We start from the raw sequence: 2,558 nt of genomic DNA on the forward strand, positions 1-2,558 counted from the left end.
CAAATTCCAATAGAAATGTTGAATTTTTCCCGTTCTTATACTCTACAAAATATGTTTTTTCCTCAAACATACTTTTAGGATTATTCCCACACCCTGCTAATACAATCACACACATAACTAACATTAAAGCAATTACTATTTTTTTCATATCCATCCCTACTTTCTATTCTTTTAACATTTGATCATACATCTACTTCGCAAATTCACCGAGCAATAAGAGTAACATTACATAGAAAAATCCTAATACTAATATCACTGGAATCATCAATACAATTGCAATAGGCGTTACAACATACTGTACGAACAAGTAAAACACCATCACTACAGCATATAATCCCAAGGCAAATAAATAATATGCAATTACCAATTCAACTGCTAACAATATTGGATAAGTTATAAAAACAATTGTCCATGTTAAAAAAATTACTCTTAAAACCTAACTTATCTAACGTTAGTCCTAATATTACCATAGGTACTACCAATAAAATCTTTAATACATTAAGAAGAAATACTATTACCTTAATCATACTAAATCACCCCTATAATATCTTTATACTTATATTATTCTTCAACTACTCACACTATATATATATATGTATGGCAAAGTTGACCGTTAAAACTAAAAGTCTCGAAAATGCTTTAGTGACAATGGTTATAGGTATTTTATAGCAACAATTCTCGTTGTTCGATATGACGTTTATTTCTTTCGTTTCTAAACATATTTACGATGGATTCTAAGCGTTTTTTATCCTGTTCTTCTTCTACATACTGATAAATATTTTCCATTTCTAGATGGTTAAATGATGATCCTGTTGATTTATTTTTGACATGTTGAACTAGAGATATGAGTGAATAAATTTTAGTTACTGCATATCTCCCCTTACCAATTACTTTTGTAAAAATTTGGTTAGAAGCGTTAATTACTTTAATAATTGTTGCTTTTGATACGTTAAATACATTCGCAAGTTGTGATAGAGAAATTTCAACGACACCCTGCTGTGCATTATCATTAATGAATGCTAAAATATCTTGCTCACGTTCTTCTTGCTTACTATAAACACGTTCATGTCGAGCTTTCTTGTGCTTATATCTTGGATTAAATGCTGTTGATTTATATGATTTATTTGTCCAAGTTTCCATTAAATAATCAATATAATATTTATTAGCCCCTTGGTATTTACCAGAATATGCACTATAAACTGCACGTTTTACGTCATTTGGATTTAATGGATATTCTAAATATGTGTTGAACTCATCCATTTTATTTAAACAATCTTCAAGTACCACACCTGATTGAAAGTTCGCTAAAGAAAGCGTAAATACTGTGTTATTACGCCCATAACCATGTCCTGCATATATTTGTGCTTGTGTGATTAACTCTCTATACCAAGCTTCTTTAATTTGTTGTTTACTTGAATGAATCGTATTATCTACGACTAATTTAAAGTTAGCGATCACATCATCTGTATATTTCATTGACCAATTCATTAAATCTTTGAAATTATGTGTTTCTTCAAGGTTTAAATACTCAATATTATGTTTCGTTGGGAAACGAAAATAACCAAAATGATTACAGATAAGATCCACACCTTTAATCTCTTTAGAAAAGGCTTGTCTTAGATTTTGTGATATTTTTTTTGCTACTTGTAAACTCTTATAATTTTTACTTTTAGATACGTATACTGCTTCTTCTAAAACAAAGTAAGCATGATACCCTTTATCTGTTTTCACTAGAAAAGTAGGTAAAATATTAATATCTAACGCTACATTCATAATATCTTGTGCAGTTGCTTTTGGATTATCAAAATCAATCACAAAGGTATTGATTTGTTTTAAGTTTTCTTCGCTATGACCACTAACTACTCCGTTTTTACGTGATAAATAGTTAAAAACGTTTGGCGTGAAGTGTGTTAGTTGCTTATTACTCATTAATGTTTCGATTGAGCCAACTGTAAATCCACGGTTTTTAATCATTGCTTCTTTTGATGATGCACAGGCGATTTTACCGTAACTATTTATTTCTAATAACTGAGCTCTATTGTCTGATATGCCTTTTTTAAATAACACATTATATAAATTATATAGATTTACACTCATGATAGTTGCACCTCTCCTCATTTTTGATACAAAAATAGCGTTTAGCCACCTATGGACTAAACGCTTGAGAGTACAACTGATCTAAAACAATCTATATAAAGTGTCGTTTTACTTAAAAAAGGATATAATTATCCCTAAAACGATACAATTCTAGTGTGTTAACGTTGCTTTAAATTACATATTATGATATATTTTAATCATAGATTTTGTAACCTAAAAACGTTTAAATCAATCTAATTTTTAAACGTCTAGTCTGTTAGTGGCTTCAATCAGATTAATCTTGGGTTTTTATTTCTTAGGATCCCCATTCCTATGATAGAAATAAAATTAAGACTAAAACGATTGTTGCTAAATATTAAATTTTCTAATGCTCCGTAGCACTTGCTATGGAGCATTTCTTTTTTAGCAACTAAAATGCACTAAAATTGCTAAGCACGAAATGTGCATATTGATTGCCGATT

At 29.5% G+C, this 2,558-nt stretch carries 1 protein-coding gene; it reads right to left on the reverse strand.

Features of this window, described 5'->3' with window-relative positions; genetic code table 11:
* Positions 1–663: 663 nt before the first annotated feature.
* Positions 664–2,097 carry a primase C-terminal domain-containing protein gene (locus TJ68_RS03525; protein ID WP_052327285.1) on the reverse strand — a complete coding sequence of 478 codons (1,434 nt, stop codon included), beginning with the start codon at positions 2,095–2,097 and terminating at the stop codon, positions 664–666.
* Positions 2,098–2,558 lie beyond the last annotated feature (461 nt).

Source organism: Nosocomiicoccus massiliensis, from assembly GCF_000438455.1.
Classification (GTDB): Bacteria; Bacillota; Bacilli; order Staphylococcales; family Salinicoccaceae; genus Nosocomiicoccus; species Nosocomiicoccus massiliensis.

Excerpts from the sequence above, each read along its gene's own strand:
- TJ68_RS03525 (WP_052327285.1), bottom strand. The coding sequence starts at position 2,097 with ATGAGTGTAAATCTATATAATTTATATAATGTGTTATTTAAAAAAGGC.